Source organism: Mesorhizobium sp. M1027, from assembly GCF_040318745.1.
Lineage (GTDB): Bacteria > Pseudomonadota > Alphaproteobacteria > Rhizobiales > Rhizobiaceae > Mesorhizobium.
Genome location: NZ_JAMYMW010000002.1, coordinates 348856 through 371707, shown reverse-complemented (window position 1 = coordinate 371707; position 22852 = coordinate 348856). Strand labels below are relative to the sequence as shown.

The following is a 22852-nucleotide window of genomic DNA, read 5'->3' as shown; positions in this document are numbered from 1 at the left end:
CCGTCACCGCCGAACTGTTAATAATGCGCGCGAATTCGCGGCCGCATCGCTGCGATCCTGCCGGCGGTCAAGCCGGCGGTTTGGTTTTGGGGAGGAAGGCGAAGAAATGTCCGATGTTCATGTCCATCGCGTCCAGCCGGCGTGGAAGAAGAACGCGCTGATTGACAATGACACCTACCTGCAATGGTACGCCGACAGCGTCAAGAACCCGGACAAGTTCTGGGGCAAGCACGGCAAGCGCATCGACTGGTTAAAGCCCTACAGCAAGGTCAAGAACACGTCCTTCGACGGCAAGGTTTCGATCAAATGGTTCGAGGATGGCCAGACAAACGTTTCCTGGAACTGCATCGACCGGCATCTGAAGAAGCGCGGCGAACAGACCGCCATCATCTGGGAAGGCGACAATCCCTACGACGACAGGAAGATCACCTATAACGAACTTCACACACATGTCTGCCGCCTCGCCAATGTGATGAAGAAGCACGGGGTCAAGAAGGGCGACCGCGTCACCATCTACATGCCGATGATCCCGGAGGCCGCCTATGCGATGCTCGCCTGCACGCGCATCGGCGCCATTCATTCGGTCGTCTTCGGCGGCTTTTCGCCGGACGCGCTGGCCGGACGCATCGACGACTGCAAGTCGACCTTCGTCATCACCGCCGACGAAGGCCTGCGCGGCGGCAAGACTATCCCGCTGAAGGACAACACCGACAAGGCGATCGAGATCGCCGCCAAGGCCGGAACGAAAGTCGAAAAGGTCTTGGTCGTGCGCCGCACCGGCGGCAAGACCGGCTGGGCCGCCGGGCGCGACGTCTGGTACCATGACGAGGTCGCCACGGTTAAGGCCGAATGCAAGCCCGAGAAGATGAACGCCGAGGACCCGCTGTTCATCCTCTACACATCCGGCTCGACCGGCAAGCCGAAGGGGGTGCTGCACACCACCGCCGGCTATCTCGTCTATGTCTCGATGACCCACCAATATGTCTTCGACTATCATGACGGCGACATCTACTGGTGCACCGCCGATGTCGGCTGGGTCACCGGTCACAGCTATATCGTCTACGGGCCGCTCGCCAACGGCGCCACCACGCTGATGTTCGAAGGCGTGCCGAACTACCCGTCGCAGTCGCGTTTCTGGGACGTGATCGACAAGCACAAGGTCAACATCTTCTACACGGCGCCGACGGCGCTGCGCGCGCTGATGGGCGCCGGCGATGCCCATGTCACCAAAACGTCGCGCAAGTCGCTGCGCGTGCTCGGCACCGTCGGCGAGCCAATCAATCCGGAAGCCTGGGAGTGGTATTTCAAGGTCGTCGGCAACGGCAAAGTGCCGATCGTCGACACCTGGTGGCAGACCGAGACCGGCGGCATCATGATCACGCCGCTTCCGGGCGCCACCCACCTCAAGGCGGGTTCGGCGACGCGGCCCTTCTTTGGCATTAAGCCACAGCTGGTCGATGCCGACGGCAAGGTACTGGAAGGCGAAGCCAGCGGCAATCTTTGCATTGCCGACTCATGGCCGGGCCAGATGCGCACCGTCTATGGCGATCACGACCGCTTCGTGCAGACCTATTTCTCGACCTACAAGGGCAGGTACTTCACCGGCGACGGCTGCCGCCGCGATGCTGACGGCTACTATTGGATCACCGGCCGCGTCGACGACGTCATCAACGTCTCCGGCCATCGCATGGGCACCGCCGAGGTCGAATCGGCGCTGGTTTCGCATGAGAAGGTCTCGGAGGCCGCCGTCGTCGGCTACCCGCACGACATCAAGGGCCAGGGCATCTACTGCTATGTCACGCTGATGGCCGGCGAGACGCCAAGCGAGGACTTGCGCCAGGAGCTCGTCGTCCATGTCCGCAAGGAGATCGGCGCCATCGCTTCGCCCGACAAGATCCAGTTCGCGCCCGGCCTGCCGAAGACCCGTTCCGGCAAGATCATGCGGCGCATCCTGCGCAAGATCGCCGAGGATGATTTTGCCGCGCTTGGCGACACCTCGACGCTCGCCGATCCGGCAGTCGTCGACGACCTGATCGCCAACCGGCAAAACAAGAAGGGCTGATGCAACCCGCATTGGGCGCCGTCACCGAGCTTTGGCGCTATCCCGCGAGCTCGCTCGCCGGCGAGTTTCAGGAGGCGATCTCCGTCGACTGGTATACCGTCGAAGGCGACCGCCTGTTTGGTCTTGTCGATACCTCGACCGATGAAATCGCACGGCCCGACCGCGAAGCGAAATGGCACAAGGTGCCCCGCATCCGCACCCGGCTGTCGCAGTCCGGCAGGCTGGAGGTCGCCATCCCCGACGGACGCTGGCTTTCGGCACCTGGCGCGCAAAGTGATCGCGCGGTTTCCGCGTATCTCGGCTTTGCGGCTTCCATCCGGCCGTTCCGCCGGGAAAATGCGGCTCCGGATTATGCCGGCCCTCTGCTGACGGAACGCTACGTCAAAGCCCCTATTCATCTGCTGACCACCGCCTCACTGGCGCGTTTGAAAGTGCTGCATCCAGAGGGCACCGCCGACGCGCGCCGCTTCCGCCCCAACATCGTCGTCGATATGCCGGAGGTCGAGGGGTCGTTCCCCGAGACGGAATGGATCGGGCGCAAGCTGGCAATCGGCGACCTGCTCCTGACCATCTCCGAGCCGTGCCGCCGCTGCGGCTTCACCATCATTGGCCAGGACGGGTTCGACCACGACCCGGCAATCCTGCGCAGCCTGGTCCGCCACAACGCCCATAACCTCGGCGTCTACTGCACCGTCGACCGACCGGCCCGCGTCGAGATCGGCGCCACGATGCGCCTCCTGTAGCTATCGGTACAAATCCGCCCGCGTCGGCGGCAGGCCGCTCGGCCCACGCGCGCGCCTTGTGGCGACGGTCTGGAAAACCTGGGCCGATGCACGTTCGAAGGTAATCGAGCAGCCGGTGAGATAAAGCAGCCAGAGCCGCGCCTTGGCTTCGCCGACCTCAGCGATGGCTTCGTCAAAGCGTGCGTGGAGACGCTCTGCCCATAGCCTGCAGGTGCGCGCATAGTGCTCGCGCAAGTTTTCGACGTCGTAGACGAGGAAGCCGTGCGCCTCGAGATTGCCGAGCGTCATACCGATCGTATCGAGTTCGCCGCCCGGAAAAATGTATTTGATCAGCGCCTTGAATTCCGGCCCCTTGCGCAGCGTCTTCTTCATGTTGCCCTTGTCGCGCCGGGTGATGGCGTGATGCAGATAGATGCCGCCGGGCTTGAGCAGGCGATGGATCCTCGAGAAATAGGCCGCATGGTTGGCAAGCCCCAGATGCTCGAACATGCCGATCGACGAGATCTTGTCGAAGGAGCCGGACAGCTCGGCATAGGACTTGATCTCGATGGTGATGCGGTCCTCCAGCCCCGCGGCGCGGATGCGTTCGCGGGCGAGCTCGGTCTGTGCCTCCGACAGTGAAACGCCGTGGCCGACGACGCCATAATTCTTCACCGCATGGATGAGCATCGCTCCCCAGCCGCAGCCGATGTCGAGCAGTTTTTCGCCGGGCTTCAATCGAAGCTTGCGGCAGATATGGTCTAGCTTGTCTCTTTGGGCCTGATCGATATCGTTGGCGAAATCCTTGAAGTAGCCGCAGCTATAGACCATGCGCTCGTCGAGGAAGAGCCGGTAGAATGCGTTGGAAATATCGTAGTGATGCTGGATTGCCTCCTGGCTCGAACCGCTGACGAAAGGATTGCGGCCGGAAAGATCGGTTCGCGCCGTCATCTGTTTTCGCGAAAACAGCACGGCCGGCAGGTCGCGCAGGATCGCCAGCTTCGGCAATGTCTTGAGCTTCGTCCTGAGCTTGCCGTGCGTGGGCAAGGCGTAGAAATCGAACAGAGATCCGTCTTCGACGTCGACCGCCTTGGCAATCCACATCTCGATCAGCGTCGATAAAGAGGGCCGACGTACGATCTGCCAGACGATGTCCTGGTCGTTGATAGTGAGCACCGGGCCGGTAGCCGGGCCGATCCGCTCGCCTGTCCACAGCCTCACCGCGAAACCCGGTTTCAGCGTTTCGATGACCGTCCGAACAATCCGGGCCGCTCTCTCGGCTGCCTCCATCCCCGTCCTCCCTTACCCGGCAAATAGCGGCCCGGAACAATCGCGGCTCGATCTTGCCTGCCCGATCGGCCGGCCGCAAGCCGTCCGAGTGCACAAGCATACTTGTTCAGGATTTTCGAGTGCCCCGCCTTGCCATTTGCCGGATGACACCCCATCATGAGCAAGTGTTCAACAAATCGAAAGGAGGTGATCCGATGTCGAGTGATTTCGTTTTCCAGAACGTGGCCTCAGCGGATCGCACTTTCGGGAAGCAGTCTTCCCGTTAAGGCGCGAGATGCGCGGCTGGCGACCAACCGTCGCCGCCAGGAGCCGCGCCATGGACGGAAACACGGAAGGCCGCCGACTTCGCAAGAAGCGGCGGCCTTTTCCTTTTTTGGGCTGTTGTCCCTTATTTGGTTACGCTCAACATCTCGACGTTGCGCGCTATGTCCTGGAAAGCCTGGTTGAGTTCGGTTCCATTGGCAGTTTGGTAGAAGTGCTTGATCTTGGCGGTGTCCGGGCTCGCGCAATCCTGGAGCGTCGCCTTGGCATTCGTTTCGTTTAGGTCAAACCCAATAGTGAAGATCTCGATGCCCTTGTCGCGCATGGCAGCGCAAAGTTTCTTGGCTGCCGTGCGGGTCGGCTCCTTGCCGGCGTCATTGTAAACGTCGCTCACCGTGCTCGCATCGAAGTAGGACAGGTTGAATTCGCCGTCGGTCATCAGGATCGCGATTTTGGCGACCTTTTTTGGATCCATCTTGGCCGGCCGCTGCGAAGTCCTCATTATGCTCCCCCAGCTCTCCGAGAGCATGTACCAGGTCCACTGCACGCCGATATGGCCGGCAGTGCCGCCGGAGGCGACGAAATTCTTGATGACCGTCTTGAGCGCCGTCGCATCGGCCGTCAGCGGCATCAGCGTGGCGGCCGGGCAGGCGGCGGTGCCGGTTTGCCAGGCGAAGGACGACAGCAGGTAGTCGCGGTTGACCATGCTGGCGTCGGGGCCTGTGTCCGAATACTGGTAGATCCCCTTGCGTTCTGTGGCGCAATTATCGGGACGGATGAAGCCCGAGACATACTGCACGCCGTCATTGGCCGGCGCCTGTTTGCGTTGGCTGGCGGTGGTTTCCACATAGACGCTGCTGGTGGCAAGTGTACCGGCATTCACCGAATTGGCATAAGGCACGATGGCAACCCGCACGCGCGGTTTGGACGGGTCCTGACCGCCCAGGAAGCTGTCGACAGCATTCGCCGCAGCCGTCCGCAGATCGATGATTTTCTGGCCTGCCATCGAGCCGGTAACATCGAGCATCATCGCGACTTCGATCTGCTTGTCCGAATAGAGAGCCGTCGTCGATGCGGGAACGCGCTGCATGCTACCCGTGCTGAAAAGCGGGAAATAATAGCTGACATTGACATGAACGTCCGCCTGAACGGTCTTGGCGATTCGGTCGACAGTCAGTTTGTCGAGAACGATCTGATTGTCCTGCAGGATACCCGCCGTGCTGTTGGCATCGAGAAAGGCCTGCACCGATTTGCTGGCGTCAGCCTCGCTGATGACGCTGGTCGTCAGGTCGCGGGCCGTCGAGGTGACCGCAGCATCGACGACGCCTTGCAGGCTCGATTTCACATTATAGAGTTGGGAGACATTGACGGCAAAGCCGACGCTCAGCGTCAGCACTGAGCCGATTATGCCAAACAGCACCGCGAAATTTCCGCTTCGATCCCCGGCAAAGCCGCCGATCGCCTGAACAAGACCCCCGAAACGCCGCATTCCTTCCGCCTCCATTCGCCACAGCCTGCAGCTGTCCGAACGCGCATTGCAGGAATCCGGCCGGATCGCGCCACCGGCGCGGGAAAGCGAGCGCCCCCCGCTCAGGCCATTGTTTCCAAACGGTTTCGAGCAGAGACAAGGTAAACAGCGGGTAAACGAAAGCCGCGTCGGCGCGGCTTTGTTCACAAAGCGCTTACCACGATCCGGCTCGCAATTCGGAATGGCCGGACTGCGTCCCGATCCGGTACAGACGAGATGTCTCGAACCGGATCAGCACGACCGCGATGGCGGGAAATGGAAACACGGTTGTGGATGTCTCCGGGAGGATTAGGCCAGCACCCGTGCGGTGACGGTCCTGTCGAGGCCGCGATAGGGCGGCTTGAACAGGTTGCCTTCCTGTTCGTAGGTCCAGACCTTGAACAGGCTGAGCCGGTGCGGGCCGAAACTGTGCAACAGCGGCACGTCGGTGGCGTCGCGGCCACGCGCAATGACGACACGGCCGATTCTCGGCACGTTGTGGCGAGGATCGAACGTGTACCACTTGCCGTCGAGGAACACTTCCATCCAGGCCGAGAAGTCCATCGGCGCCGGATCGGCGGGCACGCCGATATCGCCGAGATAGCCGTTCACGTAGCGGGCCGGGATATTCATGCAGCGGCAGAGCGTGATCGCCAGATGGGCAAAGTCGCGGCAGACGCCGACGCGTTCCTCATGCGCCTGCGCCGCCGTGCGGGTCGAGCGCGCATAACCGTAGCCGAAGGACAGGCGGTTGTGGACATAGTCGACGATCGCCTGCACCCGCGCCCAGCCCGGCGGAAGCTGGCCGAACAGTTGCCAGGCCAGGTCGCCGAGATGGTCGGTCTCGCAATAACGGCTGCCGAGCAGATAGCCGAGCACCTCGTCCGGCAATTCGGCGACCGGAACTTCCCTGGCCAACGCGTTGACTTCGTCCGTCTCACCGCTGTCCTCGACCACCGCGTCATAGAGGATGCGAAAACTTCCGGCCGGCGCCGTGAAGCGGCGGCAGCTATTGCCGAAAAGATCGTGGTAGACCCTGGTCGGGACCGACGGCGAGGTCAGCACGCGCGTCTGCCGCTTGATGTCGACCTGGCGATCCCTGTGGATCTCGAGCAGCGAAATGACCGGCGTGGCTGCAGCGCATTCAATGCCAATTTCATAGCCGAGCCTGATCAGCATCGCCGTCCCCCTACGATCGTCATGGAAGATAGTGCTGGTCAACGCAGGAGAGTGCGCGGCGGTTCCTTGTGAACGTCGAAAACGACGCCTCGCGGCTTCCCATACGGACGCGGCAACGTTACGGTCGATCGACACGCGTCTTTCGAAATAATCCCTCCAGGATGACCGGGAAAACCGATGCTTGCAGGCAGAAAATTTGCGGCCTTTCTGTTCGATATGGACGGCACGATTCTCAATTCGATTGCCGCGGCGGAAAGGGTCTGGGCAGCTTGGGCGCATCGGCAAGGTCTTGACGTCGCCGCATTCCTGCCGACCATCCACGGCGTGCGGGCGATCGAGACCATCGGCCGGCTGGCGCTGCCAGGCGTCGATCCAGCCCGCGAAGCCGATGCGCTTTTGCAGGCCGAGGCAGCCGATGTCGAGGGCATTCGCCCGATTGCCGGCGCCGCGGCGTTCCTCGCGTCGCTGCCGCCTGGGAGTTGGGCGATCGCCACCTCCGCGCCGCGCGAACTTGCCTTGCTGCGCCTGCAGGCCGCCGGCATTCCGGCTCCCGCCGTGATCGTTGCGGCGGAGGACGTGGCCCGCGGCAAGCCGGCGCCCGACTGCTTCCGGCTGGCGGCCGAACGGCTCGGCGTCGATGTGCGCGACTGCCTCGTCTTCGAGGACGCGCCGGCCGGCATAGCGGCAGCCGAAGCCGCGGGCGCCGCAATCGTGGTGATCAGCGCCACGCACCGGCATTCTTTGCAGACGCCGCATGCCGCTATCGCCGGCTATGACGCGATCGGCATCGCCGTCGATGCCAGCGGCTGGATTGCCATCGAAGCGGAGCGGACGGCGCAGCCTGTATAGTTTGGCGCCCCTGCCTGGGCTAAAAGTCGCTGGTCAGGCCCTTGACCTCCCAGTCGCCGTAGCGGCCAGGCTCCTTGCCGCCGCGCCCGCCGATCTCGCGCGGCAGCGTGGCCTCCGTCTCGCGATATTTTTGCCGCCGGGCCTCGGCCTCCGCCAAAGCGCGCCGGGCTGCCGGCGTCAGCGCCTTTTGCGGCGCGTGGTGAGCCTGTGTTTGGTTGGATTCGTCGATCATGCGATCTTCCGGTAGATTGAAAAGGCCCCCGATTGAAACGAGAACCGCTGTTTCCCATCATATAGCGATGGGTCCACAAGGAATCGACCCCTTTGTTGGGCAGAACGGAGCAGACAATGAACACCCTTCGCACCGCCATGCTTTTGGCCGCAATGACGGCCCTGTTCATGGGCGTCGGTTATCTGGTCGGCGGATCCGGCGGCATGATGATCGCCTTGCTGATCGCTGCCGGCACCAATCTGTTCAGCTATTGGAACGCCGACAAGATGGTGCTGGCGATGCACCGAGCGATCGAGGTCGACGAAAGCAACGCGCCTGAATATTACGCCATCGTGCAGGGCCTCGCCCGACGCGCCGGTCTGCCGATGCCGAGGACCTATCTCATCGACAATCCGCAGCCCAATGCCTTCGCCACCGGCCGCAATCCGCAAAATGCCGCTGTCGCCGCCAGCACCGGCCTGCTCGAGCGGCTATCGCATGAAGAAGTCGCGGCGGTGATGGCGCACGAGCTCGCCCATGTGCAGCACCGCGATACGCTGACCATGACGATCGTCGCGACCTTCGCCGGCGCAATTTCGATGCTCGGCAATTTCGCCTTCTTCTTCGGCGGTAACCGCGACAACAACAATTCCTTCGGCATCGTCGGCGTGCTGGTGGCAATGATCGTCGCGCCTTTGGCCGCCATGATCGTGCAGATGGCGGTGAGCCGCACTCGCGAATACGAGGCCGACCGGCGCGGTGCCGAAATCTGTGGACACCCGCTGTGGCTCGCCTCGGCGCTTGACAAGATCGCCCGTGGCGCCGAACGCATCCGCAACCCGGATGCCGAGCGCAATCCGGCAACCGCCCATCTCTTCATCATCAATCCTCTTTCCGGCGAGCGCATGGACAATTTGTTCTCCACCCACCCGAGCACCGAAAACCGCATCGCCGCTCTGCAGCGGATGGCGCAACAGATGGCCGGCGCACCCGAAGCGGCCGCGACGCCAAGCCCGGCGCCGGACGGGATCGGGCAGCAGCCGTCGGGTCCGTGGGACAGGGCCGCCCGGCCTGAGCGGCCGGCCGAGCCGGCCAGGCCGAAACCCAATCCCTGGGGACGCAATCCGACCGGGCCCAAAGGTCCGTGGTCGTGACGAGCGCGACAGACAAAAAAGGCTGGATCTCGCTGGCGGAAATACGCGATCTTTGTGCAAGGCACTGGAACCCTATCGGCATACCGATGGCGAACATGGAAACATCAAGTGAACTGGAATTTCGTCCGCTTCCTGAAAACGAATATGACACCTATCTCCACCACATCATTCGATTTGTAGGGGATGGTGCATCTCCAAAGCAAGTCGCGGACTATGTTGACACGGTTGAGAAAGACTACATTCAGGTGACCTCACCCCTAGGAAGCAAAGAAGATTTTGTCAGCGCCATATTTAAACTAGTCAACCGATCGCCGACACAATGAGGCCAACTCACAGTGAGGCTTCAGAAGCTCGCGGTCTCGCCGCGCGCAAGGCAGCCGCGCGCCTGCTTGCCGCCGTCGTTGACGCGAAAACGCCACTCGACGGGCTGACCGACCACGAGAACGGCCATCCGCAATACAAGGCGCTCGACTTGCGCGACCGCGCCTTGGTGCGCGCCATTCTGGTCACCGCCCTGCGCTACCGCATGACCATATCAGGCCTGTTGGCCCGCCGCCTGGAAAAGCCGCTGCCGCCCAACGCCACGGCGCTTTCGCACATCTTGCATGTGGCGGCGGCGCAGATCCTGTTCCTCGATGTTCCCGACAGCGCCGCCGTCGACCTCGCCGTGACCCACGCCAAGTCCGATCCGCGCACGGCGCGCTTTTCCGGCCTCGTCAACGGCGTACTGCGTACGTTGGCGCGGGCCAAGCAGGATGAGCTCGCGGCGGCGGTTGCGGCCACCGACGAGGCGCCAAAATGGTTTTCCGACCGTTTGAAAACCGTCTACGGCATCGACAAGACCAGGCAGATACTGCTCGCCCATCGCCATGAGGCGCCGGTCGATTTCACCGTCAAGTCGGACCCGGCGCTGTGGGCCGAACGGCTCGGCGGCTTCGTCCTGCCGACCGGCACGGTGCGCGTGGAAAAGCTCAGCGCTTCCGTGACCGAACTGCCCGGCTTTGGGGAAGGCGCCTGGTGGGTTCAGGATGCAGCGGCCAGCCTGCCGGCCCGGCTGTTCGGCGACATCAATGGTTTGCGAATCGCCGACCTCTGTGCCGCGCCGGGCGGCAAGACCGCCCAGCTGATCCTCGCCGGCGCCCACGTCACCGCACTCGACATGTCCAGAACACGGCTGGCGCGGCTGACGCAGAATCTCGAACGGCTCGGCCTGTCCGCGGAGATCGCCCACGTCGATCTGCTCAAATACGAGCCGAAGGAGCTCTTCGACGGCGTGCTCCTCGACGCACCTTGCTCTTCGACAGGCACGGTACGGCGGCATCCCGACGTTCCCTGGACGAAGACGGCGGCCGACGTCGAAAAACTGGCCGACCTGCAACGCCGGCTGCTTGCCCGGGCCGTCACCCTGGTCAAGCCTGGCGGACGCATCGTCCTTTCCAACTGTTCGCTCGATTCGCTCGAAGGCGAAGAGCTTTATCGCGGCTTTCTCGCCGGCAATGCGGAAATCATCGACGACCCGCTTCGGCCGGGTGAGATCGCCGGCATCGACCCGTTCCTGACGCCGCAAGGCACGTTGCGCACCACGCCTGCCGACCTGGAGCTTGGCTCCCCTGCCCGTTCCGGGCTGGACGGCTTCTTCGCCGCCCGCATGCGCAGAGCCGGCTAAGGGCAGATATCGAAGCGCGTCCGGCCTTTTGGAGCGAGGAGGCACGGAAAACAGGCTGAACGGCCACGCTGCCGCGGAATTCGCCTTCGCACAAGTTCTTGAATCATATAAACTTGTGCCTGGGTGAGGACGATCAGGAGAGATTTTGGCAATCGCTGCCGGTAACACGACGCGTCTGTGGACGCTTGTCGCGAGGGAGTTCTGGCGCAAGGCGCGCCGGCGCTTGCGTGCCGGACCACTCTATCGCTGGCGCTACTCAGGCCGCACGCCGGAGCGCGTCCTGATCGCCCCGCCGGACCTGCGCCTCGCCGATCCTCAGATCGCGCTCGAGATCTATTACGGCCGCTATCCGCTTTCGGGGCATCTGGTCGAGACCGGCGGCAAATCGCCCTTCCAGATCGACGTGCCCAATCCCGGCTGGCAAAAGACGCTGCATGGCTTTCGCTGGCTGCGCCACATGCGTGCCGCGGGTACCGAGCTCGCCGCCGCCAACGCGCGGGCGTTGGTTTCCGACTGGATTGCAATCCATGGCAGCCATATTTCCGGCGTCGCCTGGGAGCCCGGCACGACGGCCAAGCGCGTCATTGCCTGGCTGCAGCATTCCTCGATCGTGTTGCAGGGCGCCGAATTTCCGTTCTACCGCGCCTTCCTGAAATCGCTTGCCGTCCAGATCCGCTATCTGCGCGCCATGGCGCGCGAGATGCCGGACGGCAAGGACAGGCTGCGCGCGCGCATTGCGCTGGCCTTTGCCGCTTTGTCGCTGCCGGCGCCGGCCTCGGCGCTGCGCGGTGCCACCCGCAGTCTCGCCGAGGAGATTGACCGCCAGATCCTGCCTGACGGCGGCCATATCTCGCGCAATCCGATGGCCGTGCTTGAAATCCTCGCCGACCTTCTGCCGTTGCGCCAGACATACGCGAATCAGGCCGAGACACCGCCGGCCGCCCTGATCGGCGCCATCGACCGGATGCTGCCGGCGCTGCGCTTCTTTCGCCATCAGGATGGCAGCCTTGCCCGCTTCAACGGCATGGGCGCCACCATCCACGACCGTATCGCCAGCATCCTGCATCACGACGACACCGCCGGCGCACCATTGCTGCACGCGCCGCATTCGGGTTATGAGCGCCTGTCGATGGGGGGTGTCACCGTGATCGCCGATACCGGACCGCCGCCGCCCGTCGACGTGTCCAATGCCGCTCACGCCGGGTGCCTCGCCTTCGAATTGTCGTCGGGCCGCCAGCACTATATCGTCAACGCCGGCATAGACACCTATGGCGCCGCCGAGTTCCGGCCGCTTGCCCGCGCCACCGCCGCCCACTCGACCGCCACCATCAACGACACGTCGTCGGCGCGCTTCAACCACTCCCTGCGCGTCAACGACCTGCTCGGCACGCCTTTGATCGGCGGGCCGCAGCACGTGCCTTGCAAGCGCACCGACCAGAAGGGCAGCCAGGGCTTCATCGCCCGCCATGACGGCTATGTCGCGCGCTTCGGCTTCCTGCATGAGCGCGAGCTGAAATTATCGACCGAAGGCAATGTGCTTGCCGGCAGGGACCGCTTCCTGCGGCCGGGCGGCGCCTCTATCCGCAACAATGGCCGTGATTTCGTCACGGTGCGTTTCCATGTCCATCCCGACATAAACCTGCTCCAGGATGAGCATGACCGTCTGGTGCTGGCAGCCGACCATGCCGACGCCTGGGTGTTTACCTCCACCGAAGTGGCACCCGAGGTCGAGGAATCGATCTATTTCGCCGGGCTCGGCGGCCCGCGCCGCAGCCGGCAGATCGTGCTTGCGTTCAAAGCCTCGGAGATTTCCGAGGTCCACTGGCAATTGACGCGGACTACTATCGGTGGTCATCCGGAAAAAGCTGAAGCCAGCGGCAACGGCAAACACTGATCAAGCCTTGCTGCTTGATTTCCGGGCCTCATGTGCTACGGCCCGCGGACGCTCTCCAACCAGAACTGGAAAGGCCGCCAGCCCATGGCCGTCGCCGCCAAGAACATTCCCGCGCCCGACCTTGTTCCGATCCGTCGCGCGCTGCTCTCCGTCTTCGACAAGACCGGCCTGATCGACTTCGCCAAGGCGCTGGCTTCGGCCGGCGTCGAGCTGGTTTCGACCGGCGGCACCGCAAAGGCGATCGCCGAGGCCGGCATGGCCGTGCGCGACGTATCCGAGCTCACCGGCTTTCCCGAGATCATGGACGGCCGCGTCAAGACGCTGCACCCGTCGGTGCATGGCGCACTGCTCGGCGTGCGCGACGATCCCGAGCACGCCGCTGCGATGCGCGACCACGGCATCGAGCCTATAGATCTCGTCGTCTCCAATCTCTATCCATTCGAAGAGGTGCGCCGCTCCGGCGCCGACTACGCGGCGATCGTCGAGAACATCGATATTGGCGGCCCGGCGATGATCCGTGCCTCGGCCAAGAACCACGCCTATGTCGGTATCGTCACCGACCCTGACGACTATGCCTCGGTGCTCAACGCGCTGGAGATGAATTTCGGCTCGCTGTCGCTGGATTTCCGCAAGAAGCTGGCAGCCAAGGCCTTTGCCCGTACTGCCACCTACGACGCGGCGATCTCGGGATGGTTCGCCGAGGCGCTCGAGATCGAGCATCCGACATGGCGCGCCTTCGGCGGCAAGCTGCAATCGGTGATGCGCTATGGCGAAAACCCACATCAGGGCGCCGGCTTCTATGTCAATGGCGACAGGCGGCCGGGCGTCGCTACGGCGCGCCAGCTTCAGGGCAAGCAGCTTTCCTACAACAACATCAACGACACCGACGCCGCCTTCGAGCTGGTCGGCGAATTCGATCCGACCCGCTCCGCCGCAATTGCCATCATCAAGCACGCCAACCCGTGCGGCGTCGCCGAAGCCGCTTCGCTGCACGCGGCCTATGCCAAGGCGCTGGCCTGCGATCCGGTCTCTGCCTTCGGCGGCATCGTCGCCATGAACCGCATCCTCGACGCCGGAACCGCCGAAGAGATCGTCAAGACCTTTACCGAAGTGATCATCGCACCGGAGGCGTCCGAGGAAGCAGTCCGCATCATTGCCGCCAAGAAGAATCTACGCCTGCTGGTTACCGGCGGCCTGCCCGACCCGCGCGCGGCGGGCCTTGGCTTGAAATCGGTTGCCGGCGGCTTGCTGGTCCAGGGCCGCGACAATGCGGTGATTGATGACCTCGACCTGAAAGTGGTGACCAGCCGCGCTCCGACGCCGGCCGAATTGGCCGATCTGAAATTCGCCTTTCGCGTGGCAAAGCACGTCAAGTCGAACGCCATAGTCTATGCCAGGGATGGCGCTACAGTCGGCATCGGCGCCGGCCAGATGAGCCGGGTCGATTCCTCGCGCATCGCCGCGCGCAAGGCGCTCGACGCGGCCGAGGCTGCCGGTCTGACGGAGCCTTTGACCAAGGGCTCGGTCGTCGCCTCGGATGCCTTTTTCCCGTTCGCGGATGGGCTTTTGTCGGCAATCGAAGCCGGCGCCACCGCCGTCATTCAGCCCGGCGGCTCGATGCGCGACGACGATGTCATCGCCGCCGCCGATGCTCACGGCATCGCCATGGTGTTTACCGGCGTGAGGCATTTCAGGCATTGAACTCCCTCCCTTCCCTCTGTGGGAGAAGGGACGAGCAGATCACTCCGCCGGCCGATCCGCCGGATAGGGCGTGCCGATCAGGATCGCCATGCCCGCTCCGAGGAACAGCACGATCGCCGCCATGCCGAGCCGCGCCGAGCCGCTGGCCAGGGTGATCGTGGCCACCATGAAGGGTGCGGCAAAACTGGTTGCTCGGCCGGCCAGTGCATAGATGCCGAAATAGCGGCCCGATTCGGCCGCGGAGACGCTGCGCGCCATGTAGGAGCGCGACGAAGCCTGCACCGGACCGAAAGCAAGCCCGATCAGCAGGCCGTAGAAAATGTAGGCTTTTTCCGCCGCCGTGCCGAACAATCCGCCGCCGTCCAGTCCGGGCATCACCCAGGCGCCGAACAGCGTATAGCCCGGGCCGGTCGAGACGATGCCCAGCGTGGCGATGCTCAGCATGACCAGCGAAATCATCACTATGGACTTGGAACCCAGCGCCGCGTCGAGGCGTGCGGCAACCAAGCATCCGACTATGGCGACGACGTTGAGAATGATGCCGAACAGGCCGATCTCGGTAATCGACCAATGGAACATTGCCGCCGCAAACGTTCCGCCCAACGCCAGCAGCGCGTTGACGCCGTCCTGATAGATCATGCGGGCGACGAGAAAGCGAAAAATGCCGCTGCGCTTGCGCACTTCGGCCAGCGTCGACTTCAGTTCCGACAGTCCCTCGCGCACCGCCGGCCCGATTGGAATGCCTTTGATTGCATCCGGCGTGAAGAAGAACATCGGCAGGATGAACAGGAAATACCAGGCCGCCGACAACGGTCCGGTGGCGCGCGCGTCCTCGCCGAGCCTGGGATCGAGGCCGAAGATCGGGTCCAGCCCAACAACGGTCTTGCCGGTTTCAGGCGAGCCGGCCATGACGGTAACGACGAAGATCAGTGCGATCATACCGCCGAGATAGCCGAGCCCCCAGGCCATGTTCGAGATCCTGCCGATGTCGCTCTTCGGCACCAGGCGGGGCATCATCGAATCATTGAACACGGTCGAGAATTCCGCCGCGACCGACGCCAGCGAGAACAACGCCACGATCAGAAAAAGATCAGAGCCGGGCGCGGCGAACCACAGCAGGGTGAGGCAGGTGATCTTGACCGCGGCGAAGAAGGCTATCCACGGCTTTCGCGGTCCTGTCTGGTCGGCGATCGAACCGAGGACCGGCGACAAAACGGCGATGACGAGGCCGGCGGCGGCAATGCCGTAGCCCCAGGACGCTTGCCCGGTTTCGGGATTGCTGGCCATGCGCGAGACGAAATAAGGACCGAAGATGAAGGTGGTGACGACCGTGAAAAACGGCTGTGCCGCCCAGTCGAACAGCATCCATCCCCAGATGCCGCGTCCCGACGCCCGCTGCACTGCCATCTCAGCCATGTCCCCTCCGCTGGAGCTTGCTCAATGCCGATCGAATCGGAATGACGCTCCACCTTGTTGTTGAGCACGATCTTGTCCAAAAGCCGATCGTTAGGTTCGGCATCATGCTCCGGCGCTCCCAAAAGCAGCGCGCCGTTCGCTCTATTGCGCAGTTCTTCCCGGCAATCCCGCGCGATATGGAAGACGTCTCACAGCCCCGTCAGATCGCTCATCAGGCCGGACGCCACCGACAGCCGCGACACGGTGATGTCGCCGCCCTCGGTCAGCGCCTGCAGCCGCTCGCGGATGCGTCCGACCCGTTCGCCGCCGGCCTCCAGCCATGCCGCCACCGGATCCACCGCCTCGGCATGGCTGGTGAGTGCCGCCACGGCGATGCCGCGCCTGGCCGCGCCGATCGTGTCGGTGGCACGGGAAAGCGCCAGTTGATCGTAATAATCCGAGGGGGTGATCGAGCGCGCCGCATCTTCGACGCGCGGGATGCGAAAGACATCGCTGACCGCGAAAAATGCCTTGGCGGCAGCGACGATGCCGGCATTCGCCGTCCGCGCCGTCAGGGCAATGTCGGGGATGAGTTCCGCCACATCGGTCAACGCCAATTGTTCGGCAAGGCTCCCCGGCGCGCCGCCCTTCGACAGATTGTGCCGCCGCTCCTCGATCCGCTCGCGCGAGAAGGCCGGCAGCAGCGAAACCAGCTTCGGCTCCAGCGCCTTGCGTGCGTCCTGCAACTCGGCGATCCGCTGCCCGAGCGGCGCGGTGCCGGCATCGTTTTTCAGGTACCAGCCGCTCGTCACATAGATCAGCCGGCTGACCGCCTGATAAAGGTCGAGCTGGATTTGCCCGTCGATCTGGTTGTCGAGCGCGTCGATCTGCCGGTAGAGCGCCGGCAGCGCAAAGCCGTCCCGCACCACGGCGAAGGTGCGCACGACATCGGCGGCACTGCGGCCGGTTGTTTCCTGCAGCCGGTTGACGAAGGACGGACCGCCGCGATTGACCAGATCATTGGCGACGACACGGGCGATGATCTCGCGGCGCAGGCGATGGTCGTGGATCTCTCCCGCATATCTCTTCGCCATGCGATCGGGGAAATAGCCCATGAGATCACGGTCGAAATGCGGATCGTCGGGCACGTCGCTGGCGACGATATCGGAAAACAGCACGATCTTGGCATAGGCGAGCAGTACGCCGAGCTCGGCCCGGGTCAGCGGCTCGCCGCGCGTCTCGCGCTCGACAAGGGCCGCCGGCGACGGCAGCGCCTCGACGGCACGGTCGAGCAGTCCGCGCGCCTCCAGCGCCGCCATGAAGCGGCTCTGATGGGCGATGTCGGCGAGGCCGCGCTTGCGGGCAAGCGACAGCGCCAGCGTCTGCTGGTAATTGTTGGACAGCACCAGGGCGCTGACCTCATCGGTCATCTCGGCCAGCAATTTGTTGCGCGCCGGCCGGGTCAACGATCCCTTGCGCATCGCGGAAGCCAGCGCGATCTTGATGTTGACCTCGACGTCGGAACAGTTCACGCCGCCAGAATTGTCGATCGCGTCCGAATTGCAGCGTCCGCCATTCAATCCGAATTCGATGCGCGCCCGCTGCGTGACGCCGAGATTGGCGCCCTCACCGATCACCTTGGCGCGCAGGTCGAGCGCGGTGATGCGGATCGCGTCATTGGCACGGTCGCCGACATCCTGGTTGGTCTCGCCCGATGCCCTGACATAGGTGCCGATGCCGCCGAACCACAAAAGGTCTGCCGGCGCCTTGAGGATGGCACTCATGATCTCGACCGGCGTGGCCGTTGTCTTGCCGAGGCCGATCGCTGCAGCCGCGGCGGCCGGCAATGTGATCGACTTCTGGCTGCGCGAGACGATGATGCCACCTTCGGACAGCTTCGTCTTGTCGTAATCCTGCCAGCTTGAGCGGGCGAGAGCGAACATACGCCGGCGCTCGGCCATCGAAGCCGCCATGTCGGGATCGGGATCGATGAAGATGTCGCGATGATCGAAGGCGGCGATCAGCCGGGTCTGCTCCGACAGCAGCATGCCGTTGCCGAACACGTCGCCCGACATGTCGCCAACGCCGACGACGGTGAACGGAGTGGTTTGGATGTCGCGGTTCATCTCGCGAAAATGCCGCTTGACCGCTTCCCAGGCGCCCTTGGCGGTGATGCCCATCTTCTTGTGGTCGTAACCGGCCGAACCGCCGCTGGCGAAAGCGTCGTCGAGCCAGAAGCCGTGCTTTTCACTGATGGCGTTGGCGATGTCCGAGAAGGTCGCCGTGCCCTTGTCCGCGGCAACGACGAAATAGGGATCGTCCTGGTCGCGCCGCACCACGCCCGCCGGCGGGATGACGCCGTCCAGGCCGATATTGTCAGTGATCGACAACAGGCTGGAAACATAATTCTTGTAGGCGGCTGTGCCGGCCTCGAAAATGGCGTCGCGCCCGGCGCTCATCGGCAGCTTTTTCGGGTAGAAACCGCCCTTGGCGCCAACCGGTACGATCACCGCATTCTTGACCTGCTGTGCCTTGACCAGGCCGAGTACTTCGGTGCGATAGTCCTGGGCACGGTCCGACCAGCGCAGGCCGCCGCGCGCGACCGGGCCGAAGCGCAGATGCACACCCTCGACCTCAGAGCCATAGACAAAGATCTCCCGCCATGGCCGCGGCGCCGGCAGCCCGTCCACCGATTGCGAATCGAGCTTGATCGCCAGCGATTGGCCTTTCTCTTTCGTATCGGCAACGAAATGATTGGTGCGCAGCGAGGCCTCGATCAGGTTCAGATAACGGCGGATGATGGTGTCGTCATCGATGTTGGGAACGTCTTCCAGCGCATCCGTGATCTTGGCCTTCAAATGTTTGGCCTGGACGACACCTTCCGTTTCCGCCGTCGGGCCGAGGCGGGCGACGAACAGCGCATGCAGGCCGCGGGCGATCTCGGGATAGCGATTGAGCGCGGCGGCGATGAAATCCTGGCTCTGCGGGATACCGGCTTGCTGCAGATAGCGGCCATAGGCGCGCAGGACGGCGATCTCGCCCGACCACAGGCCGGCGGTCTGGGCAAGGCCGTTATAGCCGTCATTGTCGACATCGCCGCGCCAGACGGAAAGGAACGCATCCTCGAACAGCGCGCCGCCATTGCCGAGGTCGATCGGCCTGCCGTAGCTGTTCTCGAGTTCCATGTCGTGGATAAAGACCATGCCGGATTGATTGTCGCCGACCTCGAAAGTGCGCTCGCTGATGACGCGGAAACCGATGTTTTCCAGCACCGGCACGCGCCGCGACAGCGCCACCGGGCTGCCGTGGTGATAGATCTTCAGCGCCGCCTGATGCGGCTTCTGGCCGGCGTGACGGTAATAGTCGATGGCGATCGGATTTGACGCATCGAGCTTGGCGATGCGCCCGGCGTCGGCCAGCGCCACGGCCGGTGGAAAACTGTCGCGATAGCTTTCCGAAAAACGCGAGGCGATGGCCGTGAGTCTCGCATCGGCGCCGGTCTCTGTCGCGGTCTCGCGCAGTGCATCGTCCCAGGTCCGTACGATGTCGCGGATCGCCGCCTCGATCGTCGCCTGCTCGACCTTCGGCGTCTTGCCGCCGGAGCGGCCGATGATGAAATGGACACGCGCCAGCCCGCCTTCCGGGAACGCCGGATAATAGGCCGACAGCCGGCCTTCGAAGACGGTCTTCAGATACGTGCCGATCTTCTCGCGCACGACGCTGTCGTAGCGGTCGCGCGGCACGAAGACGAGCACGGAGACGAAGCGGTCGAACTGGTCGACACGCACCAATGCCCTGACGCGCGGCCGCTCGATCAAGCCCAGGATGGCTTCGGCATGCTTGCGCAGGATCGGCACCGGAACCTGGAACAGCTCGTCGCGCGGATAGCTCTCCAGCACGTTGATCAATGCCTTGCCGGAATGGTCGCTTGGATTGAAGCCGGATTTGGCGATGACCGTTTCCGCCTTCGAGCGCAGATAGGGGATTTTCATCACCGAGCGCGTATAAGCGGTCGACGTGAACAGGCCGACGATGCGGAGCTCGCCCGAAAGCACGCCTTTGCCGGTGTAGGTCTTGACGCCGATGTAGTCGAGGTAGATGCGGCGGTGCACCGATGACTTGGCGTTGGCCTTGGTGACGATCAGCGGTTCCGGCCCATGCAGGAAGGCGCGGATTTCCGGCGTCGTGCTTACCGCTTCGGTGCCGCGCCTGAGCACCAGCACGTCGGGATCGGAAAGGATGCCGAGGCCGGGCTTTTCGGCGCGCTCGAGCATGCCGCTCGTCTCGCCGCCGGTGTAGTTGAATTCGCGCATGCCGAGAAAGGTGAAATTGTCGTCGCGCAGCCATTCGAGGAAGGCGATCGCCTCGGTGACATGGGCCTTGTCGAGCGGCACTGGCGAGTAGCGGAATTCCGAGATCGCCTGGTCGAGGCGGGCGAGCATCGGCTTCCAGTCGGTGACGGCGGCGCGCACTTGGCCGAGCAGCTTGGTCAGGCGCGCGGCCAGACCTTCAGCCTGCTCGGCCGAAAGGCGGCCGATATGGACATGGATGACGCTCAGCCGGTCATGGCTGTGGTCGCCCTTGGCATAACCCCCGTCGCCGAGGATTTCCTCGACGCCGTTTTTGTCGTGCCTGACGACTATGACCGGGTGGGTAACCAGCAGCGGCTCGCCCGCGCTCTCGGTGATTTCGCCGAGGACGGAATCAAACAGGAACGGCATGTTGTCGTTGACGACGGTGATCACCGTCATCGGCCGGCCCTGGCGGACGACACCGGAATCGACGTCTATGGCAACGACGCAGTCGTCCTTCTTGTGCCTGGCCACTGCGCGGCCGGCGAGTTCGGCAGCGCGTTCGAGATCGATGACGTCGTAGGCGGCGACATCTTCGGCCGGAGCTCGGGCCAGCAGGTAGTCGGCAAGCCTGCCGGGCTTTTCGCCACCCGCGGCTTCACCCCTCGTCAGGCCGGCTTTTTTCAACCGGCTCGCTGACTTTACACTGGCCATGAGTCCCTCCCGTCGCATGTTTTTGCGGCTATGCTAACAGATGACGGGTATTTGGCGACAAAGGTTTGACGGCTTGCGACGAAATGTCGGAATTCACCGGCAGCCTGGCGAAAAACGAGGAGAAATCCGCCATGACGGACAAAATCACCGCGCTTGACCTGGCACCGGCGGAGCTGAGCGACGCGACCAAGGCCTATTTCGCCAAATGCCGGGAGAAACTCGGCCTCGTTCCCAATGTGCTACTCGCCTATGCCTTCGACGAGAAGAAGCTGCGCGCTTTCACCGACATGTACAATGACTTGATGCTGGGTGAATCCGGCCTGTCGAAACTCGAGCGCGAGATGATCGCGGTCGCCGTCTCTTCGGTCAACCATTGCTACTATTGCCTGGCCGCGCATGGCGCGGCGGTGCGCCAGCTTTCCGGCGACCCCGCCTTCGGCGAGATGATGGTGATGAATTTTCGCGCCGCCAAGCTGTCGGACAGGCAACGCGCCATGCTCGAATTCGCGGTGAAGCTGACCGAGCAGCCGGCAAAGATCGTCGAAGCGGACCGGGCGGCGCTGCGGCAAGTCGGCTTTTCCGACCGCGACATATGGGATGTCGCCTCGACCGCGGCATTCTTCAACATGTCGAACCGGCTGGCATCGGCAATCGATATGCGGCCGAACGATGAATACCACGCGATGGCTCGATAGGGCGCCGCCGTTGCGGGCCAACCGCACATTATATTAGCTACTTCGCATTCTCGTTGCTTGTTTGCCGGTTTGGTCAGATGATCGGCATGCGGCATGACCGCATGCCGGTTCGATGCCGCCGATCAGAGGAGGAGAACATGGCGAAATTTCTCTACGTCTATCATGGCTCAGGCAAGATGCCGACCGAGGAGGCCGAACGGAAGGCAGCGATGGATGCCTGGAACGGCTGGTATGGCAAGCTTGGCTCAGCCGTGATCGACGGTGGCAATCCAGTCGGCATGTCGAAGACCGTACTGCCTGGCGGCAAGGTCGAGAACAACGGCGGCAGCAATCCGACCGCTGGTTACACCATCATCGAAGCAAAAGACATCGACGATGCCGTCGGCAAGGCCAAGGATTGTCCTATCTTGACCGACCCAGCCTTTAGTATCGAGATCGCGCCGATCATCGAAATGGGTTGACGCGCCGGCTCAGGACCGCGCCGCGATCGCCGCCGCAGCGCCGGCCATGGTACCGGCGCTGATGCGGTTGGCGATCTTCATCGCCCGCTTGCTTCTCAAGAGCTTGCGCGCCTGCGATGCGGCGAGCACCCAGGTCAAATCGATGGCGACCAGGACCACTGCCATGGTCGCCGTCAGCTCGACCCAGCCGACCACGCTGACCGAACCGAGATCGATGATGGTCGGCAGCAGCGCCAGATAGAACATCATGATCTTGGGGTTGCCCAGCGTTACCGCCATGCCGGCAAAGAACAGTCTGGCGGGCGAATCTTCGCGCGGCAGCGAACCCTCCTTCGCCTCGACCGGTGCCGTCCACATCTTCCAGGCAAGCCAGCCGAGATAGGCGACGCCGACCCACTTCACGACGACGAAGGCAAAATGGAACGTCTGCGCTACCACGGCGAGACCAAACACCGCCAGTGACAGCCAGATCGCTTCGCCGATCCACATGGCAAGCAGGAATGGAAACACGTCGCGGAAGCCCTTTGCGATGACCCGCGCCACAAGAGCGGCGATCGACGGGCCGGGCGAGCCGGCGGCAACAAGCAGGGCGCCGGCAAAAATCAGCAGCGACGTGAAATGCATGACGGGGTCTCGTTTGAAGTGTTTGGGGTGTTCAACATAACCCAACTGTTCCGGCGACGGTAGCGTCTACCGAAAGAAGGCTTGTCCGCCAGGCACCTCACGGCTAGAGATGTCGTTCCGAAATCCTTTCCGAGCTTCACTTTGCCTACGTAACCGCCGGTCTCGTCAACTCCCC

At 63.3% G+C, this 22852-nt stretch carries 17 protein-coding genes; 10 read left to right on the top strand and 7 right to left on the bottom strand.

Going from position 1 to position 22852, the window contains the following annotated elements; genetic code table 11:
• Positions 1 to 106: 106 nt before the first annotated feature.
• Both acs and NKH50_RS06315 read left to right on the top strand, forming a co-directional pair.
• Positions 107 to 2062, top strand: coding sequence for an acetate--CoA ligase (gene acs / locus NKH50_RS06320; protein WP_352701309.1), 1956 nt, complete (start codon positions 107 to 109; stop codon positions 2060 to 2062).
• The gene (locus NKH50_RS06315; RefSeq protein WP_352801558.1) at positions 2062 to 2805 is read left to right on the top strand and encodes an MOSC domain-containing protein; all 744 of its coding nucleotides are present in this window, start codon (positions 2062 to 2064) and stop codon (positions 2803 to 2805) included. Before acs ends, NKH50_RS06315 begins: the two co-directional genes overlap by 1 nt.
• Here the strand turns inward: NKH50_RS06315 and NKH50_RS06310 are convergent, their stop codons facing one another.
• The 3 genes from NKH50_RS06310 to NKH50_RS06300 all read right to left on the bottom strand — a co-directional run bounded on the left by NKH50_RS06310 (position 2806) and on the right by NKH50_RS06300 (position 7021).
• Positions 2806 to 4074, bottom strand: coding sequence for a class I SAM-dependent methyltransferase (locus NKH50_RS06310; protein WP_352701307.1), 1269 nt, complete (start codon positions 4072 to 4074; stop codon positions 2806 to 2808).
• 388 nt (positions 4075 to 4462) lie between these two features.
• Complete coding sequence (locus NKH50_RS06305) at positions 4463 to 5824, bottom strand: pilus assembly protein TadG-related protein (protein ID WP_352877372.1); 1362 nt, start codon at positions 5822 to 5824, stop codon at positions 4463 to 4465.
• Between the two features lie 327 nt (positions 5825 to 6151).
• The gene (locus tag NKH50_RS06300; RefSeq protein ID WP_352877370.1) at positions 6152 to 7021 is read right to left on the bottom strand and encodes a transglutaminase-like domain-containing protein; all 870 of its coding nucleotides are present in this window, start codon (positions 7019 to 7021) and stop codon (positions 6152 to 6154) included.
• A 177-nt stretch (positions 7022 to 7198) separates the two neighbouring features.
• Between NKH50_RS06300 and NKH50_RS06295 the strand changes: the two genes are divergently transcribed.
• A complete protein-coding gene (locus tag NKH50_RS06295) occupies positions 7199 to 7870 on the top strand; it encodes an HAD-IA family hydrolase (RefSeq protein WP_352877369.1) in 672 nt (223 codons plus the stop codon).
• 19 nt (positions 7871 to 7889) lie between these two features.
• Here the strand turns inward: NKH50_RS06295 and NKH50_RS06290 are convergent, their stop codons facing one another.
• Positions 7890 to 8102: a DUF1674 domain-containing protein gene (locus NKH50_RS06290; protein WP_352648896.1), complete on the bottom strand. Its 213-nt coding sequence runs from the start codon at positions 8100 to 8102 to the stop codon at positions 7890 to 7892.
• A gap of 116 nt (positions 8103 to 8218) precedes the next feature.
• Between NKH50_RS06290 and htpX the strand changes: the two genes are divergently transcribed.
• The 5 genes from htpX to purH all read left to right on the top strand — a co-directional run bounded on the left by htpX (position 8219) and on the right by purH (position 14496).
• Positions 8219 to 9235, top strand: coding sequence for a zinc metalloprotease HtpX (gene htpX / locus NKH50_RS06285; protein ID WP_352877367.1), 1017 nt, complete (start codon positions 8219 to 8221; stop codon positions 9233 to 9235).
• Entirely contained in the window at positions 9232 to 9558 is a 327-nt protein-coding gene (locus tag NKH50_RS06280; RefSeq protein ID WP_352877365.1) for a hypothetical protein, read from the top strand. The genes htpX and NKH50_RS06280 overlap by 4 nt, the downstream gene beginning before the upstream one ends.
• Complete coding sequence (locus NKH50_RS06275) at positions 9555 to 10901, top strand: RsmB/NOP family class I SAM-dependent RNA methyltransferase (protein WP_352877363.1); 1347 nt, start codon at positions 9555 to 9557, stop codon at positions 10899 to 10901. Before NKH50_RS06280 ends, NKH50_RS06275 begins: the two co-directional genes overlap by 4 nt.
• 145 nt (positions 10902 to 11046) lie before the next feature.
• Positions 11047 to 12795, top strand: a complete 1749-nt coding sequence (locus NKH50_RS06270; protein ID WP_352877360.1) for a heparinase II/III family protein — start codon at positions 11047 to 11049, stop codon at positions 12793 to 12795.
• An 84-nt stretch (positions 12796 to 12879) separates the two neighbouring features.
• A complete protein-coding gene (gene purH, locus NKH50_RS06265) occupies positions 12880 to 14496 on the top strand; it encodes a bifunctional phosphoribosylaminoimidazolecarboxamide formyltransferase/IMP cyclohydrolase (RefSeq protein WP_352687063.1) in 1617 nt (538 codons plus the stop codon).
• A 39-nt stretch (positions 14497 to 14535) separates the two neighbouring features.
• Here purH and NKH50_RS06260 read toward each other — a convergent pair whose 3' ends face one another.
• Both NKH50_RS06260 and NKH50_RS06255 read right to left on the bottom strand, forming a co-directional pair.
• Positions 14536 to 15912 (bottom strand): MFS transporter, encoded by a 1377-nt coding sequence (locus NKH50_RS06260; RefSeq protein WP_352877357.1) that lies wholly within the window; start codon positions 15910 to 15912, stop codon positions 14536 to 14538.
• A 188-nt stretch (positions 15913 to 16100) separates the two neighbouring features.
• Entirely contained in the window at positions 16101 to 20897 is a 4797-nt protein-coding gene (locus NKH50_RS06255) for an NAD-glutamate dehydrogenase (RefSeq protein ID WP_352877355.1), read from the bottom strand.
• A gap of 131 nt (positions 20898 to 21028) precedes the next feature.
• On the opposite strand from NKH50_RS06255, the gene NKH50_RS06250 reads away from it, so the two are divergent.
• Together NKH50_RS06250 and NKH50_RS06245 are read left to right on the top strand one after the other, a co-directional pair.
• Positions 21029 to 21592 carry a peroxidase-related enzyme gene (locus NKH50_RS06250; protein WP_254817739.1) on the top strand — a complete coding sequence of 188 codons (564 nt, stop codon included), beginning with the start codon at positions 21029 to 21031 and terminating at the stop codon, positions 21590 to 21592.
• A 137-nt stretch (positions 21593 to 21729) separates the two neighbouring features.
• The gene (locus NKH50_RS06245; protein WP_352877352.1) at positions 21730 to 22053 is read left to right on the top strand and encodes a YciI family protein; all 324 of its coding nucleotides are present in this window, start codon (positions 21730 to 21732) and stop codon (positions 22051 to 22053) included.
• Between the two features lie 9 nt (positions 22054 to 22062).
• Here NKH50_RS06245 and NKH50_RS06240 read toward each other — a convergent pair whose 3' ends face one another.
• Positions 22063 to 22677 (bottom strand): LysE family translocator, encoded by a 615-nt coding sequence (locus NKH50_RS06240; protein WP_352648884.1) that lies wholly within the window; start codon positions 22675 to 22677, stop codon positions 22063 to 22065.
• Between the last annotated feature and the right edge of the window lie 175 nt (positions 22678 to 22852).